At 44.5% G+C, this 17,642-nt stretch carries 9 protein-coding genes; 8 read left to right on the top strand and 1 reads right to left on the bottom strand.

Annotated features, from left to right (window positions below):
• Positions 1 to 8: 8 nt before the first annotated feature.
• From LN893_RS07390 to LN893_RS07360, 7 genes are all read left to right on the top strand, one after another.
• The gene (locus LN893_RS07390) at positions 9 to 1,550 is read left to right on the top strand and encodes a lytic transglycosylase domain-containing protein (protein ID WP_229969166.1); all 1,542 of its coding nucleotides are present in this window, start codon (positions 9 to 11) and stop codon (positions 1,548 to 1,550) included.
• A 246-nt stretch (positions 1,551 to 1,796) separates the two neighbouring features.
• Positions 1,797 to 4,070, top strand: coding sequence for an NADP-dependent malic enzyme (locus LN893_RS07385; protein ID WP_229969165.1), 2,274 nt, complete (start codon positions 1,797 to 1,799; stop codon positions 4,068 to 4,070).
• Between the two features lie 12 nt (positions 4,071 to 4,082).
• A complete protein-coding gene (ruvA, locus tag LN893_RS07380) occupies positions 4,083 to 4,676 on the top strand; it encodes a Holliday junction branch migration protein RuvA (protein WP_229969164.1) in 594 nt (197 codons plus the stop codon).
• A 15-nt stretch (positions 4,677 to 4,691) separates the two neighbouring features.
• On the top strand, positions 4,692 to 11,879 hold the full coding sequence (sov, locus tag LN893_RS07375; RefSeq protein WP_229969163.1) for a T9SS outer membrane translocon Sov/SprA: 7,188 nt from the start codon (positions 4,692 to 4,694) through the stop codon (positions 11,877 to 11,879).
• Between the two features lie 61 nt (positions 11,880 to 11,940).
• Positions 11,941 to 12,321: a glycine cleavage system protein GcvH gene (gene gcvH / locus LN893_RS07370; protein ID WP_229969162.1), complete on the top strand. Its 381-nt coding sequence runs from the start codon at positions 11,941 to 11,943 to the stop codon at positions 12,319 to 12,321.
• A 19-nt stretch (positions 12,322 to 12,340) separates the two neighbouring features.
• Complete coding sequence (locus LN893_RS07365) at positions 12,341 to 12,715, top strand: VanZ family protein (protein ID WP_229969161.1); 375 nt, start codon at positions 12,341 to 12,343, stop codon at positions 12,713 to 12,715.
• A 136-nt stretch (positions 12,716 to 12,851) separates the two neighbouring features.
• Positions 12,852 to 14,126 (top strand): M28 family metallopeptidase, encoded by a 1,275-nt coding sequence (locus LN893_RS07360; protein ID WP_229969160.1) that lies wholly within the window; start codon positions 12,852 to 12,854, stop codon positions 14,124 to 14,126.
• Positions 14,127 to 14,333: 207 nt separating this feature from the next.
• Here the strand turns inward: LN893_RS07360 and LN893_RS07355 are convergent, their stop codons facing one another.
• The gene (locus LN893_RS07355) at positions 14,334 to 15,215 is read right to left on the bottom strand and encodes a YicC/YloC family endoribonuclease (RefSeq protein ID WP_229969159.1); all 882 of its coding nucleotides are present in this window, start codon (positions 15,213 to 15,215) and stop codon (positions 14,334 to 14,336) included.
• Positions 15,216 to 16,018: 803 nt separating this feature from the next.
• Here LN893_RS07355 and LN893_RS07350 point away from each other — a divergent pair.
• Complete coding sequence (locus LN893_RS07350; RefSeq protein ID WP_229969158.1) at positions 16,019 to 17,560, top strand: SulP family inorganic anion transporter; 1,542 nt, start codon at positions 16,019 to 16,021, stop codon at positions 17,558 to 17,560.
• Positions 17,561 to 17,642: the final 82 nt, after the last annotated feature.

Here is a 17,642-nt window from a genome sequence, read left to right as displayed (position 1 = left end):
ACTTTACCATGACCTACTGTAGACTCTTCACATTGCTGGCAGCCGTGGCTGCCAGCGTTTTTACATGTAATGCCCAAAAGAGTGTCTTTAGCATAGAGCAGGCAAAGCAGGTTGCAAAAAGTTTGGGAAATCCCCAGATAGACACCACTACTATTCTGTCTCCAGAAGAATTTGCATTACTTGTAGAAAACATTCCGAATGAGCCCAATGAGGTAATACAGGACAGGTTAAGCTGCATTGAGTCTGATATTCCGCTTACATTCAACCCGTTTGTAAGAAGCCACATAGATTATTTTACCATCCGAAACAGAAAATACACCCGTACCATGCTTTCGCGTGAGAACGTGTATTTCCCGCTGTTCGAAAAATACCTGAAGAAGTATAACATGCCACAGGAGTTAAAGTACCTCTCTATCGTAGAGTCAGGGCTTAACCCTAAAGCAGCCTCATGGGCTGGAGCTGTAGGTCTGTGGCAGTTTATCAAAGTTACAGGCAATGAGTATGGTTTAACCCAGAACCAGTACCTGGACGAGCGCATGGACCCTGAAAAAGCGACTGACGCTGCTTGCAGGTTTCTGAGCAGGTTATATAAGTACTATGGAGATTGGGAACTAGCATTGGCTGCTTACAACTGCGGGCAAGGCAATGTAAACAAAGCTATTCGTAAAGCAGGCGGTGGCAAAAAAACATTCTGGGAGGTTTTCCCGCACCTGCCACGCGAAACACGCAGCTATGTACCGTCCATGACCGCTGTGATATACTCTATGAAATATGCTGGCGAGCACGAAATCTTTACTGATTCAGTACTATACGTACAGGATACCGAAATATTCTTCGTTAACCAAGCATTGGATTTAGAGAAGTTTGCAAATGAACTGCATGTAGCACCCGAAACATTAAAGGCGCTAAACCCAGAACTCAAAACAACGGTATTACCAAAAGATTTGCGCAAGTATCCGCTTCGCATACCTGTACAAGCATCTAAACTGTTGGCAGCAGAAGAAAGCTGTATACTTTTGGCAGCATCTCCTACACCAGCTGCTGCACCAAAATCAGTAGCACCAGCACCAATTATGCTAGCAGCGGAAACAAAAAAAGCAGAGACAAAAGTTGATTCGCTGCTGCAAAAGCAAGAGTATATTGTTCGCCGAGGCGATAATTTATCTACTATAGCGCAGAGCTTTAATATAACGGTGGATGATCTAAAGGATTGGAACAACCTGCGCAGCGCCAGCATTATGCCTGACCAAAAGCTGGTCGTGTATCAGGCAATAAGCAAAGAGGAAAAAGATAATGCTGCTTCAACTGTTCCCCTCCTTGCCTCGACTGAGAAGGCTGAAGCAGCAACATCTGCAAAACGAGTAGTAAACAAACTGCCACAACCAACGCAGGAACAAAAAGAACGCATTTTACATCTGGTGCAGCCAGGTGACACGCTGTGGAATATATCCCGCAAGTATGAAGGCATTACGGTAGATCAAATACGCAAGCTTAACAAGCTTAACGATAACTCTGTATTAAAGCCTGGGCAAAAACTTATTATTAGTTAACAGTCAGTAGTTAAAAATCTATAAAGCAAAAGCACCTGCCACTACAGCAGGTGCTTTTGCTTTATAGGCCACTCCCAATTTAAATTGTATTTTTCGAAACCAAACATTACAAATTGTATCTTTGCTGCAGTACTTTGATTAGCCATAATTTCTTATGAAATTGCTTTCTATTCTTATAAAGGCTTTACATTTGGCAGCTTAAATAATAGCTATTGTTGCACCTGCCTAATAACAAATACACCTACTATGATTAAGGTAAACAAAGAAGACGCATTAAACTACCACAGACTAGGCCAACCTGGTAAAATTGAGGTAGTACCTACTAAAATGCTAAGCACCCAGCACGACCTGGCATTGGCTTACTCTCCTGGAGTAGCAGAACCATGTAAAGAAATTGCAGCAGACAAAGACAACGCTTATAAGTACACTGCCAAGGGCAACTTGGTAGGTGTTATATCAAACGGAACTGCTGTGCTGGGTTTAGGCAATATAGGGCCAGATGCATCGAAGCCTGTTATGGAAGGTAAAGGAGTTCTCTTTAAGAAGTTTGCGGGCATAGATGTATTCGACATTGAGGTAGACTGCACTGACCCTGAAGAGTTTATTCGCATTGTAAAGTCTTTGGAGCCAACTTTTGGAGGTATAAACCTTGAAGATATCAAAGCTCCAGAAAGCTTTAAGATTGAAAACGCCTTAAAGCAGCAGATGAACATTCCAGTGATGCACGACGATCAGCATGGCACTGCCATTATATCTTCTGCAGCGTTACTTAATGCACTGGAAATAGCTGGTAAGAAGATAGAAGAAATAAAAATTGTGATGAACGGTGCAGGCGCAGCGGCTATAGCCTGTACTAAATTATATGTTGCACTAGGTGCTCGCGTAGATAATATCGTCATGTTTGACAAGAATGGTATTATTCGGCCTGAGCGCGATGACCTGGACGTTTACCAGTCCCAGTTCGTAACGACGCGTAACATCCATACGCTGGCCGAAGCGATGGAAGGTGCCGATGTGTTTATAGGCTTATCGGCAGGCAATGTGTTGGCACCTGAGTTGGTGAAAACCATGGCTGCTGATCCAATCATTTTCGCGCTGGCCAACCCAGACCCTGAAATTGCTTACGATGTAGCTATGGCTACGCGTGAAGACTTGATTATGGCCACAGGCCGCTCCGACCATCCGAACCAGGTAAACAACGTACTAGGTTTCCCTTACATATTTAGAGGAGCCCTGGATGTGCGTGCTACTGAGATAAACGAAGAGATGAAGCTGGCGGCAGTGTATGCCCTGGCAGCACTTGCCAAAGAAACTATACCTGATATCGTTCACAAGGCTTACGGTGACAACACCATCACATTTGGCCGTACCTACCTGATACCAAAGCCCCTAGACCCACGCCTGATTACAACGATTTCACCAGCCGTAGCTAGGGCAGCTATGGAGAGTGGCGTTGCCAAGCAGCCTATTACGAACTGGGAAGCCTACGAAAGTGAATTGCAGGAGCGCATTGGCATTGACCAGAAGCTGATGACGCGTATTACCAACCAGGCCAAAAAAGATCCTAAAACGGTTGTATTCACAGAAGCTGACAATTATAAAATTTTAAAGGCAGCTCAAACCGTAAAAGATCAGCGAATTGCCAATCCAATCTTGCTAGGAAACCGCAAACGCATTCAGGCCATCATAGAAGAAAATAACCTGGATTTGGATGGTACGCTTATCATCAACCCTTTTGAAGAGGACGAAAAGCTGGAATCATTTGCCCAGATACTCTACAAAAAACGCCAACGCAAAGGCCTTACCTTGGCAGAGTGCCGCCGCCTGGTAAAAGACAGAAACTACTTTGGTAGCTTGATGCTGGAAACAGGAGAAGCTGATGCCTTAATTTCTGGTCTTACACGAGAGTATGCTAAAACCATCAGCCCTGCCCTACAGGTAATTGGTGTGGCAGAGGGTATAAACAAGGTGGCAGGTATGTACATTATCCTGAACAAAAAAGAGCCATACTTTTTTGCAGATACCACTGTAAATGTTAACCCGACAGCCGATGAACTGGTTGACATTATAGGGCTGACAGCACGTACGGTTCGCTTCTTTGACACAGAGCCGCGTGTGGCAGTTCTCTCCTACTCTAACTTTGGTACGGTAAGAGGCGAAGTGCCAGAAAAAGCTGCTGAGGCTGTTCGTAAGGCCAAAGAACGTTACCCGAACCTGCTTATAGACGGAGAAATGCAGGCAAATACTGCACTTAATCGTGATTTGCTGCGCGAAGTATACCCGTTTAGTGAGTTGGCAGACAAAGGAGCAAATACCTTGATTTTTCCAGCGCTTACCTCTGGCAACATTGCCTATAAGGTGCTGCAGGAAATTGGAGGTGCAGAGGCGATCGGCCCTATTCTGATGGGTATGCGCAAGCCAGTTCACATTCTGCAGTTGGGTAGCTCTATCCGCGAAATCATTAATATTATAACTATTGCGGTAGTGGATGCCCAAAATCATAGTAACAGAATTATATAAATATAACTATAAATGATAGCCTACATAGACGGCAAGCTGACGCATAAGGACCCAACCTATGTTATCATAGATGTGAATGGCGTAGGCTACCAAATCAAAATATCTTTAAGTACCTATTCTTCTTTACCATCGGGCGAGCGTTGCAAGCTGCACACATACCTGCACATTAAAGAAGATGCCCATACTTTGTATGGTTTTACTACTGCTGCAGAAAAAGATGTTTTTTTGCACTTAATCTCGATTTCAGGTGTTGGGCCCAATACCGGGCTCATGATCCTGTCTTCTTTGTCGGTAGAAGAAGTACAGCAGGCTATTGTGCGGGAGGATGTGCGCACGATACAGCATGTAAAAGGTATAGGAGCTAAAACAGCTCAGCGCATTATACTGGAACTTAAAGATAAAATGAAGAAGGAAGTTATGGCTACAGATGCTGTTGTTGTTCCTGCTACCGCATACAATACAGTACGTTCGGAAGCGTTATCTGCTTTAGTAACATTAGGCTTTGCCAAGAACGTAGCCGAGAAGACCCTCGACAATATTATCAAGCGGGAAGGCAGAGAGATGAGTGTGGAAGAACTGATAAAGTTTGCGTTGAAATCTTCTTAAGAATTATACCCGATTTTGATCTGGAAAAGTAAAAAGAACAACCTGATTGTTGGGCTGGTTGCTGCTATAGCTTTGCTGACCTGGTGGTCGGATGCGGAAGCATTACGCCTGCGCAATCGGTTCAGGTACACTGTTCTTAAAGATTTCCTGTTACAGGATACCATAAAGACAGACACTACAAAGAAGTATACGCCAAGTACCCGCCCAAATGTTACACCAACTGACAGACGGGGTAATCCTTTCGGCTCCCGAACAGGCTCATCTCCCCTGTTGCTCGGTCCACCGCCTGGCAACATTGAGATGGAAATGCAGTTGGATGATAGTTTAAAAGGCTACAACATCACAGAAACCATTGGTGGTGGTTTAAACTACCGCCTCCCCTCCTCCATGACCTTGCAGGAGTACTCTGAATGGCAGCAGCGGGAGTCCATTCGAAACTATTGGCGAAGCAAGTCGAAAGGATTAGATGGTGAAAGCCTTACAGGCAATAGCCGCCTTGTTCCTAAAATATACATTAGCCCCATGTTCGACAGGATATTTGGCGGCAATGTGGTGGATATACAGCCCAATGGTAACGTCTCTCTTAAATTTGGAGCTCGTTTCAACCGTAATCAAAACCCTACCATTCCTCTGCGCCAGCAGCGCACTGGCGACTTCGACTTTGAGCAAAACATCTCTCTGAACCTGGTAGGTAAGATAGGTGAAAAGATGCGAGTTAACTTTAACTGGGATAACAACGCCAACTTCGACTTTGAGAACAACATGAAGTTGGACTATACTGGTTACGAAGAAGAAATCATCCGCAAGATTGAGGCTGGTAACGTAAGTCTGCCGCTAAACAACTCGCTGATTACAGGAGCACAGAACCTGTTCGGTATTAAAACACAATTGCAGTTTGGCCGCTTAGCCGTAACTACCATTGCCTCTAATGTGCGAGGCAGAAACGATGAGGTTATCATACAGAACGGTGACCAGAACAAGCCTTTCGAAATCAGGGCAGATCAATACGACAGAGACCGACACTTTTTCCTTTCGCAGTTCTTCAGGGGCCGCTATAACAATGCACTCAAGAATCTGCCGCTCGTAAATTCAGGAATCGTTATCAGGCGACTGGAGCTGTATGTAACAAACAACAACCGCGCTACTGAAAACCTGCGCAACATAGTAGCTTTTATGGACTTGGGTGAGGCCGACCCTTACCGTGGCCAGTTTGAGCAGATACGAACAGCACCAGCCAGCAATGCTGCCAACAGACTGTATAGCCAAATATCAAATAACCCATCGGCCCGAAACAGTAATACTGTAGATAATTACCTGCAGCAGTTAGGCCTGCAAAAAAGCATAGACTATGAACACGTAAGGGCACGAAGGCTGGACCCACGTGAGTATAAATTTAACCCGCAGTTAGGCTATATTTCTTTAAACTCTGCCCTTTTGCCCGATCAGGTGCTGGGTGTGGCGTTTGAGTATACCTACAATGGCAAAACTTACCAGGTTGGTGAGCTGATGGAAAATTACCAAAACCTGCAGGACGATCAGATTATCCACATGAAGATGCTAAAGGCGACAAACCCGTCGCTGGAGTATCCGACTTGGGACTTGATGATGAAGAACGTCTATTCGCTTGATGCCTCGCAGGTGAACCGTGAGAATTTCCAGTTGCAGATCATCTATAAAGACGATGAAACGGGTGTAGACATTACAAGCCTTAAAGAACCAAGCCCTATTCAGAATATTCCGTTGGTAGAAGTACTGAACCTGGACAACGTAAATACGAACAACGACAAGCCAAGCGACGGTAACTTCGACTTTTTACCAGGTATAACCATTGATACAGAAAGCGGCCGTATCTTTTTCCCTCAGGTAGAGCCATTCAGCGATTACTTACGTGAGAAGCTGGAAGGCAGCCCTGAACTGGTAGAGCGATATGTTTTCGATGAACTGTACGAGCAGACACAGACCGACGCACAGCAAAATACCATCAAGGCAAAATTCTATATTAAGGGTAGATTTAAGGCCAGTTCTACAGACGAAATTATACTTCCTGGATTTAGAGTTGCAGAAGGCTCTGTAGCAGTATATTCTGGAGGTACGCGCTTAGAAGAAGGCACCGACTATCAGGTATTCTACGATTTGGGACGCATCAAAATTCTGAACCCAAGCTACATTAGCTCCGCCAACGATCTGCGTGTTACCTACGAGAAAGCAGAGCTCATGAACATTCAGCCTCGCTCACTACTTGGTGCCCGTTTCGACTATAGGTTAAACGATGACGTAAATTTGGGAGCTACCGTATTGCACCTGAACGAGCGCCCTTATATAAACCGCGTAAGCATCGGCGATGAGCCTAGCAACAACACCATCTACGGCTTCGATGTTAACATTACAAAAGAGTCACGGTTCCTGACGAAGATGACGGATGCCATACCGTTCATCCAAACCAAGGCCCCATCCAGCATAACATTTAGTGGTGAGTTCGCGCAGCTTTCACCTTCAAAAACCAAGTCTCCTGCCAACGAAGACGGTACCTCTTACATAGATGATTTTGAAGGAGCAGAAACACCATACAACCTGGGGGGCTTTAATAACTCTACTTGGCGCCTGGCAGCTACGCCTGCACCGCTTGTACCTGGGGCTGGTTTAGCTTACTCATATAACCGCGCCAAACTTGCCTGGTATACCATAGATCAAATATTTTACCGCAATGCCGATAACCTGAAGCCTTCTAACATTACAGATGAAGAGCTTAAGAACCATTATGTGCGCGGTGTTTCCCGAAACGAAGTTTTCCCTGGACGCGACCCAGAGGTAGCTACTACATTTGAGTATACCTTTGACCTGGCTTACTATCCACGCGAAAGAGGGCAATACAACTATAATCCTAACTTAGATGCACAAGGTAGGCTGTTAGGCGACCCACGCAGAAACTGGGGCGGTATTAGCCGCGAGATCAGCTTCGACACAGACTTTGACAATGCCAACATCGAGTATGTGGAGTTCTGGCTAATGGATCCATTTATTACAGGCCCGAACGGCAGAAAAGACGCAGAAGGTAATCCTATCGTTAATAATGATGGCGGCGAGCTTGTACTGAATCTGGGTAGCGTTTCAGAAGACATCTTAAAGGATAACCGCTATTCTTTTGAAAACGGCTTACCTACCTCTCCTAACGATCAGCAAAACCTAACAAGAACTGAATGGGGACTGGTAACTACACAACAATTTCTGACTGATGCTTTTACAGGAGTGGCAGGAGCCCGGCAGTTCCAGGACATTGGCTTGGATGGACTAAGTGATATAGCCGAGCGTGAATACTTCCAGACACCATTCTTAAACCAGATTCCTGGTGCCATACCACAATCTGTACTGGATGACCCGTCTGCCGACAACTTCCTGCACCACCTCGATAGCCGCTATGACCAGGTAAATGCTGGCGTACTGGCCCGATACAAGAACTTTAACGGCATGGAGAACAACTCGCCAGAGAACAGCCGCTTCTCCAACTATGCATACCCAGATAAAGAAGACCTTAACAAAGACAACGTAATCAGTGATCTGGAGCAGTATTACGAATATAAAATAAACCTGCGCCCAGACCAGCTAAACGTGGGGCAGAATTTCATTGTGGATCGTGTAGTTCAAAATAAAAACGGCGATGAGGTAAACTGGTACCAGTTCAGGATTCCAGTACGCCAGCCTACAAACAGCGTCGGTAACATTAACGGATTTAAATCTATCCGCTTCATGCGTATGTACATGACCCAGTTTGCCGATCCTGTGGTGCTTCGCTTTGTACAGTTCCAGTTTGTGGCAAACCAGTGGCGTACATTTCTACAGCCTATCACAGACGGCAACCCTTGCCTGACTTGTACGAATGATGCTAAAGCCTTTACCGTTTCGACAGTAAACATAGAAGAAAACGGGCAACAGGTAGCCGAAGGAAATAAAATTCCTTATGTAGTTCCTCCAGGCATTGATCGTCTGCGCGATTATGCAGCCACCAACAACCGTCGCCAAAATGAGCAATCGCTGCAGCTATGTGTCGAAGACCTGAGAGACTCATTCTCGAAGGCAGTTTATAAGAACCTGTCGCTGGATATGCTTATTTACAAGCGCCTGAAAATGTACATCCACGCCGAAAGCAGCGACCTGAACACCAAAGATGACGATGTACAGGCATTTATTCGCATTGGTACAGACTATACGCAAAACTACTATGAATATGTAGTGCCGTTAAAGCTTACCCCGCAAGGTGCCAGTACACCAGACGCTATCTGGCCAACAGCAAACGAAATAGACATTGCCCTAGAAGATTTTGTAAATGCCAAGGTAGAGCGGAATAAAGCAGTCGGTAGAGACCTCTACCGCCCTTATGAAGTGGTGTTAGGCAACGGCAAAAGAATACGCGTGGTAGGTAACCCAGACTTTAGTGAGACCCAAAGTGTCATGATAGGTTTGCGAAACCCTAGCGACGATTCGCAGCCGCATTCTATTTGTATGTGGGTAAACGAACTGCGTGTAACAGATTTCAGAAACCAGACAGGTTGGGCTGCCAATGCAAGGCTAAATACCAAACTTGCCGACTTTGCTAACATAACGGCAACAGGTGCTTATACCACCGTTGGCTTCGGTGGCCTACAGCAAAAGATCGCGCAACGTGCTAGAGAGAACACAGCTGCAGCCGACATAAGCGCTAACATTGTAGCTGATAAATTCCTGCCTGAGAAGTTAGGTGTTCGTGTGCCGCTTTCGTTGCAGTATGGAATAGTAAACAGCGAACCCCAGTTTGACCCCTTAGATAAAGATGTGCCGCTAGAGCAGTCGCTGACACGCTTTGGAGAGGATGAGGACGCTAAGCGAGAGTATAAAAGAGAAGTTACCACCCGCGAAACAAGAAAAAGCATCAGCTTGCTGAACGTAAGGAAAGAGCGAACAGACCCTGAAGCAAAGGTAAGACCATACGATATCGAAAATCTGGCCTTCTCCTATTCCTATACCGAGCGCTTATTCACAAACATAGAAACAGACAGAGACTTTACGAAGAGCTATACAGGTGCCGTAACATATACATATGATAACCCGACTCCTAAAAGCTATGCTCCGTTTGCGTCTAATGAAAGCATGAACTCGCCTTACCTGCGCCTGCTGAAGGATCTTAACTTTACGCCGCTGCCTAGCAGAATAGCGATAAGGGCCGATTTAGATAGACGCTACAACGAGACTTTCCTGCAGCGCCGTGATCCTGCAACAGGGCTTATTACCACACGAGGCATAGATCCTACGTTCCAGAAGTACTTCTTCTTTAACCGCATCTACGACATGAGGTGGGATTTAAGCAAGAACTTGTCGTTCGACTACACGGCTACAAACAGATCGGTAGTAGATGAGCCTGATAACAGAATCAACAATGAGGTAGACTCACTAAGGTATAAGAACCGTGTAATTTGGGATAACCTGGTAAACGGTGGTCGAAACACGAACTTCAATCAGGTAATAGCCCTGAACTATAAGTTGCCACTGGATAAGTTTCCGCTAACCGATTGGATAGGTGCTGAGACACGCTATGCTGTTACCTATATTTGGACGGCTGGCTCTACGGCTCTTAACCAAGATACTACTTTCAGGTTGGGTAACACCGTAGAAAATAATACTGAGTTCAACCTGACGGGTAAGATGGACCTGGTGAAGCTTTACAACAAGATGAAGTTCTTAAAATCTGTAAACTCACCAACTCCACCTGCCCGAACGCCAGCACCAGCAGTAGCCGACAGTACAAACCAAAAGCCAAAGCCTGAACTGAAATTTGTAAAAGGGCTGGCGAGGCTGCTGATGATGACGCGTTCTATTAATTATACCTACTCGCAGAACCGTGGCACTTTACTGCCTGGCTACCTGCCGAGCACATACATGTTTGGCTTCGATCAAGGCTTTGAGGCTCCAGGTTTGCCGTTTATACTTGGCCAGCAGTACGAACTGGACGACCTGTACAACAGAGCTTATACCAACGGCTGGTACACAGACAGCAGCCAATATCTGAACACGCCGCTAAGTTCTATTTTTACAGAAACATTTACAGCCCGTGCTAACTTAGAACCCTTCCGCAACTTTAACCTGCAGGTAGATTTAAAAAGAAACAAGTCAGAGATAGAGGAAGTATTTTACCGTAAAGAGTATGACGACTTTGGTGATGTTGGTGATGTTGACCAGCGTCAGAACCCGTTTAACTCTGGTTCTTTCAGTACCTCCTTTATGGCACTGGGCACTTTCTTCGAATCTACCAGCAGCGGTACCTCTGGTGCTTTCGAAAATTTTATACGTAACAGGTATAATATTCGGGAGCAGCTAACAACCGCAAATGCTGCAGCAGGTGACTCGGGCTATACTCTAAACTCACAAGAGGTCCTTATGAAATCGTTCCTTTACGCGTACCAGGGCAGAGATGTGAATGGATATAAAGCAGAGTCTGAAGACAATCCATTTAAGCGACTGCCTATTCCTAACTGGAACATTTCTTACAATGGTCTGTCGCAGTTGCCGTTCTTCCAGAACTGGTTTAGCCAGGTAAATATTACGCATGCTTATAATGCCAGCTATAATATCACCAGCTTTACAACCTCGCTGGCTTATACGCAGCAACCTGCAGGCTTCCCAGACCAGTTAAACGAGTTCGGTCAGTTAGCACCATACTACATCGTGAACCAGCTGACCGTTAGCGAGCGCATGGCTCCGTTGCTTGGTATTAACTTCCGTACCAAGACGAACTTCACAGGCCGTTTGGAATATAAGATGGAGCGTAACCTGTCGCTTAATATGACAAATGCACAGGTAACAGAGACAAACGTAAAAGATTATGTGTTGGGCTTCGGCTATGCCACCTCTAACTTCAGGATTCCATTCAAGATTAATGGTAAGCGACAGGTACTGGAAAACGAGCTAACCATGCGATTGGACCTTTCGGTAAGAGACAACCAAACTGTACAACACGCCATTGCCAGAGACGAGCAAGGGCAGGAATACAGCCAAAACCAGATTACCAACGGTACACGGCAGCTGCAAATGCGCCCAACCATAGATTATGTATTGAGCCAGCGCGTAAACATTCAATTTTATGTATTGCGCACCGTGTCTGACCCTAAAATATCCACATCGTTCCGCAATAGTGTGTCAGAAGGTGGTATTCAGCTTAGAGTTAGTTTGCAATAATTTTTGCCTTTGCCGAAAAGGACTGTAATTTTGAACAGAGAAATTTAATCAGACATAACAAATGAACTTACCTGAGAACCTAAAGTATAGCAAAGACCACGAGTGGGTACGCGTAGAAGGCGATGTAGCCTTTGTTGGCATCACTGATTTTGCTCAGAGCGAGCTTGGCGATATTGTGTATGTGGACGTTGACACAGTAGACAAGCAAGTAAGCCAAAACGATGTATTCGGTACCGTAGAAGCTGTAAAGACAGTATCTGACCTTTTCAGCCCTGTAACTGGCACTGTACTAGAAGTAAACGAATTGCTGGACGGAAGCCCTGAGTTAGTAAACTCTGACCCTTACGGTGATGGCTGGATCGTGAAAATGTCTATAGATGATGCAAGCCAGATAGATGGCTTACTTACAGCAGAGGCTTACCGCGAACTCATTGGCCAGTAACAGTAGAACAAAGTAGGTTTTGATTTTACGCTACAACCTATTTACCATTATTTGGGCAGCAATGATCATGCTTACGACATTGCTGCCCTCTACTTCTATGCCCTCGCTTTCTGCATGGGAGCTTTTTTCGTTCGATTCCTTCGCTCACTTCTTTGTATTTGCTGTGCTCACTTTCCTGATGATTGTGGGCTTAATTAAGCAATACACTTACCCTCGCCTAAGGCACTACGCCATTCGCTCTGCCTTTTTAATCTGCAGCATGTATGGCGTGCTTATTGAGTTTATCCAACACTTTTTGGTTTACGGCCGCCAAGGCGATGTAATTGATGCACTTGCTGACACCATCGGTTGTTTAGTTGGCATTGTCCTGTTTAAGTGGGTTTACATCTGGTAGCTTGTTTCGTTGTTTGTTACTCGTTGATCGTTACTAGCATTTGCTTGTTTGTTATTGCTTAGGCGCATCATTATTTTTCTAGTAGCTAAGGAAGGCTTCAACTCCTAAATCTTCTCTTTTTTCATAGCTTTAAAAGATGAAGCAAACTCTTTTATTTTTCTTATTCCTGCTATACCTGATTTTGCCGAATGCTAAAGCACAGGATATGCAGCGGGTACGACAAACCATCGATACCCTCACCTCTCCTGCTATGCATGGGCGTGGCTACATTTTTGAAGGCGACACCAAAGCAGCCAATTACATTCAGGACAGGTTTAAGGAGGTGGGACTGCAAAGCTTCGGTAACTCTTACTTTCAGCATTTTACTTTGCCTGTGAACCGCGTGGTAGAAACACCACAGCTACAGGTAGAGGGCAAAGCCTTAATGGCGGGAAAAGACTTTGTAGCAAACGCTGCGACGGCATCAGGCACAGGCACCCTGAAGGTTATATACCTTGATTCAATTGTATACAGTAATGCAAAAGCAGCCGAAAAGTTTTTTGCTCAGAACCTGAAATCGAAAGCTGTTGTTTACCGCCAGCAAGACCGCCAGAGGCTAAATAATTTACCCGCTGCGCATTTGCAACAGCTACAGCAGGCAGGGCTTCATATTGTATTACAACCCAAAGAACTTTTAACCACCGTAGCCACCAGTCAACCACAGGTGCCTGTACTGGAGGTAAAAGCATCAGCATGGCCCAAAGGAGCCAAAAAGATAAAATATAGTATCAGTACAGACTTTGAGCCTAACTACAAAACCCAAAACGTAATTGGCTTTGTAAAAGGCACCACGCAACCTGACTCTTTTCTGGTTTTCTCAGCGCATTACGACCACTTGGGCGGGCAGGGCAAAGATGTTTATTTTCCTGGTGCCAACGATAACGCCAGCGGTACTGCTATGCTACTGGAACTGGCACAGCACTACAGCCAGCCACAAAATAGGCCAAAGTATAGTATTGCGCTTATAGCTTTTGCGGCAGAAGAAGCTGGGTTGTTAGGTTCTTTCCATTATCTGCAGCATCCGTTGTTCCCGCTTCAGCAGATTAAGTTTTTAGTGAACCTGGACTTGTTGGGAACTGGCGATGATGGCATGATGGTAGTTAACGGAAGTATACACCCAAAGCAGTTTCAGCTACTACAAAGTATAAACCAGCAGCAAAAGTACCTGCCACAGATCAGGCAAAGAGGCAAGGCTGCCAATTCCGATCATTATCCATTTTCAGAGATGGGCGTACCAGCTTTTTTCTTCTATACCTTAGGAGGCACCGCTGCTTACCACAACCCACAGGATTTTGCCGCACAACTGCCGCTTACACGGTTCCCAGAAGTACATAAACTTATACTTGATTTTGCAGAAGCTTTGCACCAGTAACTACATAATTTCAAATATTTCTTCTCTAGAAAAGTAAGTATAAAAATCGTAGCTGCTGTATTTACCATTAAGGAAGATATTGCTGATGTTCAGCAAAAAGTCGTATGTCTTGTGTCGTGATACTTGTGTCCTTTTACTTAACTACAAACAAAAATGCCTGCTATGGCTATAAGCAAAGCAGGCATCGAATTTAACAGTTGGAGCAGCTTACAATATATTATTAATCTGCTCTTTTATCTTCTCCAGTTCTTCTTTCATCTCTACCACATGATGTTGAATGGTGGCATCGTTGGCTTTGGAACCGATGGTGTTGATTTCACGGCCAATTTCCTGAGAAATAAAGCCTAGCTTTTTGCCCGTAGGCTCAGGTAGGTATACCGTTTCTGTGAAGTAGTGTAGGTGGTTTACCAAGCGAACTTTCTCTTCGGCAATATCTAGTTTCTCCATAAAGTAGATCATCTCCTGTTCAAAGCGGTTCTGATCGAAGTAATCAGAATTATTGATCTCAGTTAAGTGCGACTTTATGCGGTTACGTATATTTTCCATTCTCACAGGATCGTGCTTCTCTATCTCAGCCAACAAAATACGGATGCGATCTATGTACGATAATATTTCTGTGGCTAAAGCTTTGCCTTCATCTGCACGAAAGGCATTAATATTTTGGAGAGCTTCCTGCACCAGTGGCTGCACGGCTTCCCAGTCAGCATCGCTGTCATCATCATCCGCCTGGTCCTGCTGCATTACATCGGGCATGTGCAAGGCCAAACGAAACAGCTCATTCTTAGAGGCGCCTACCATGTCTGCAGCCTCGTTTAGTTCATTGTAATAAGCCTGTAAGAGTTCTTTGTTGATTGTACTCTTTGCCTTCTGTGCTTTATTCTTTGTGTAGTCTATACTGATGCTTACCTTGCCACGCACCAGCGCTTTTGTCACTAAGTTCCGTATCTCGTACTCTCGCTCCGTTAAAAACCTGGGCACCCGCACATTTAAATCCATTCCTTTAGAATTCAATGAACGTATTTCTACACTAATAGAATACTGTTCGGCATCAAGGCGAGCACTGCCAAAGCCTGTCATGGATTGCAACATATTTTATACTATAATGATACTTTGGCAAAGTACTCATATTTCTACAATTTTGCACTGAAATGGCCGCAAAAGCTGCTAAAACGCTTTGCCGAAATATACTGTCATTTTATACTTTGCTTTCATTTCTAACCAAGAACTTGGCGTAGTCGTTTTTTCAGGGGGCCAGCTGCGATTAAAACCATGTTGATGCCACTATTATGCAGCAGGATAAGTAAAGCTGCGGCAAAAGACCACAATCCGAAAGAACCTGATTTTGTACTGTTGCTTCGTACTTTCTCCTACAGTAACCTCCTGCTTTTGAAACTCTAAGTCTCTGTTCCTATTCGCTTCCTGCACGGGAAGCAATCCATCATACGAAGCCTGGCAACCTGTATAACGTCACATCCTCAACTTGCGGTTTACCGTGAACAGGCTAATATAAATGAAGGTATTTTATAATTATAGCCAGCAACAACATATCTCACCTTGTATCTTACATTAATTCCAAGCTGGTTACAGGAGCAAACACCAAATCATAACAACTTATATCACAACATCTTAGCCACTAAAAACGTAACCTTACCACAAAACCATAAACAGGTAATTTACATTATTACTACAGAAAGCAAATAAAAAATAGTATTTTTGCACCTGTCATGAAAAAAACTAATCTTTTCATAGCCGTTACTCCACCGTGACCTACCTCTAGGCCTAGCTCTTCTTGCTTGGCCTGTTCTGCTATTAATTCAATTATTTTACTTAACACTTTTCAGGTGCTGTAAAGGAGAACTTTCCTATACAGCCTCTCCTATATTTATTTAAGAATGAAGCCATATTTACGCCTATTCGATTTTAGCCAAAAAGTCGATTATAAAGTTGAAATTTTAGCTGGGTTAACGGTTGCCATGACCATGATTCCCGAGTCTCTCTCCTTTGCCATACTAGCAGGCTTTCCGCCATTGGTAGGTTTGTATGCCGCTTTTATCATGGGGCTTGTTACTGCTGTTTTAGGAGGCAGGCCAGGCATGATATCAGGAGGCGCGGGTGCTACCGTGGTAGTACTTATCGCCCTGATGCAATCTCATGGGTTAGAGTATGTTTTTGCAGCCGTGGCATTAGCAGGTATCATACAAATATTGGTGGGTATATTTAAGCTCGGTAAGTTTATCAGACTTGTGCCACAGCCAGTAATGTATGGTTTTGTTAATGGCCTTGCTGTAATTATTTTTATGTCTCAGCTGGAGCAGTTTAAAGTTGTAACTAACGGAGATGTTAGCTGGCTTTCAGGAAGCCCTCTGTACATTATGCTTGGTTTAGTGTTACTAACCGTAGCTATTATTGTACTGCTGCCAAGAGTTACAAAGGCTGTTCCTCCCTCACTTGTGGCTATTATAGTTGTATTTGCTATTGTCCTTGGTTTTGGAATAGAAACTAAAACTGTGCAGGACATTGCCTCTGTAAGTGGTGGCCTTCCTCCTTTCCATATTCCCCAGGTGCCTCTTAACCTGGAAATGCTTCAAATAATATTTCCGTATGCCCTAATTATGGCAGGCGTAGGATTAACAGAAAGCCTTTTAACCTTGAACTTAGTTGATGAAATTACAGCTACAAGAGGGCAAGGAAACAGAGAGTGCGTGGCACAGGGTAGTGCTAACCTCCTGAACGGCTTTTTCTTCGGAATGGGTGGTTGTTCCATGATCGCTCAGACCTTAGTTAATCTATCGGCTGGAGCCAGAGCGCGTTTGGCAGGTATTGTTGCCGCACTTACAATTTTAGTAATCATACTGATAGGAGCTCCTGTTATCGAGATGGTACCCATGGCAGCCTTAGTGGGTGTAATGGTGATGGTAGCTGTAGGAACGTTTGAGTGGATCAGCTTCAGGATTATAAACAAAATGCCAAAACAGGACGTGTTTGTAGGTATTCTAGTTGCTGTAATTACTATTTGGTTGCATAACCTGGCCTTGGCTGTTTTAATCGGTGTTATCATCTCTGCCTTAGTTTTTGCATGGGAAAGCGCGAAGCGCATCAGAGCCAGGAAGCACATCGATGCTAATGGCGTAAAACACTATGAGATCTATGGTCCTTTGTTCTTCGGATCTGTCACAGCTTTCAATGAGAAGTTCGATGTGCTAAATGATCCAAACGAAGTAATAGTGGATTTTAAGGAAAGTAGAGTAGCTGATATGTCTGGTATAGAAGCCTTAAATAAGCTGACAGAGCGCTACCACCAGGCAGGCAAAAAACTTCATTTAAGGCACTTGAGCGAAGATTGCCGTATTCTACTCAAGAATGCTGAGCAGGTTATCGATGTAAATATCATAGAAGATCCAAGTTATCCTGTTATGACAGATAAACTTGCTTAAGAGCTAACACCTATAAAAGGCAGCGGCTCCAGGTATACACCTGGAGCCGCTGCCTTTTATAGGTGTTTAGCTTGTACTATAA

The sequence above is a fragment of the Pontibacter harenae genome (assembly GCF_020907245.1).
Classification (GTDB): Bacteria; Bacteroidota; Bacteroidia; order Cytophagales; family Hymenobacteraceae; genus Pontibacter; species Pontibacter harenae.
This window is presented reverse-complemented; position numbering and strand designations above follow the sequence as displayed.

What these genes read in the sequence shown, in the direction of transcription:
- LN893_RS07390 (WP_229969166.1), top strand. Translation starts at nt 9, where the DNA reads ATGACCTACTGTAGACTCTTCACATTGCTGGCAGCCGTGGCTGCCAGC.
- LN893_RS07385 (WP_229969165.1), top strand. Translation starts at nt 1,797, where the DNA reads ATGATTAAGGTAAACAAAGAAGACGCATTAAACTACCACAGACTAGGC.
- ruvA (WP_229969164.1), top strand. Translation starts at nt 4,083, where the DNA reads ATGATAGCCTACATAGACGGCAAGCTGACGCATAAGGACCCAACCTAT.
- gcvH (WP_229969162.1), top strand. Translation starts at nt 11,941, where the DNA reads ATGAACTTACCTGAGAACCTAAAGTATAGCAAAGACCACGAGTGGGTA.
- LN893_RS07360 (WP_229969160.1), top strand. Translation starts at nt 12,852, where the DNA reads ATGAAGCAAACTCTTTTATTTTTCTTATTCCTGCTATACCTGATTTTG.
- LN893_RS07355 (WP_229969159.1), bottom strand. Translation starts at nt 15,215, where the DNA reads ATGTTGCAATCCATGACAGGCTTTGGCAGTGCTCGCCTTGATGCCGAA.
- LN893_RS07350 (WP_229969158.1), top strand. Translation starts at nt 16,019, where the DNA reads ATGAAGCCATATTTACGCCTATTCGATTTTAGCCAAAAAGTCGATTAT.